This window comes from Halomonas sp. ALS9 (genome assembly GCF_001651035.1).
Lineage (GTDB): Bacteria > Pseudomonadota > Gammaproteobacteria > Pseudomonadales > Halomonadaceae > Vreelandella.
Window position 1 is genome coordinate 1 of sequence record NZ_LXRG01000007.1, and the last position, 240, is coordinate 240.

General features: G+C 55.8%; 1 pseudogene. It reads right to left on the reverse strand.

The window, feature by feature from the left end:
• Nucleotides 1-240 (reverse strand): annotated as a pseudogene (locus A6R74_RS00030) (acyl-CoA dehydrogenase); the annotation flags it as partial.

Genomic DNA, 240 nt, shown 5'->3' on the forward strand with positions numbered 1-240 from the left:
ATCAAACCCAGCCCCTGAATGCCCACGCCGAGACGCGCTGCGTTCATCATGGTGAACATGCACGCCAGCCCTTTATTGGGCGGCCCCACCAAATAACCGGTTGCGCCATCGAAGTTCATCACCCAGGTGGCATTACCGTGAATACCCAACTTTTGCTCAAGAGATCCACAGGTGACGCCCTTGCGCTCTCCCACCTCACCCTGGGCATCGGGTAAGAATTTAGGCACTACAAACAGCCAT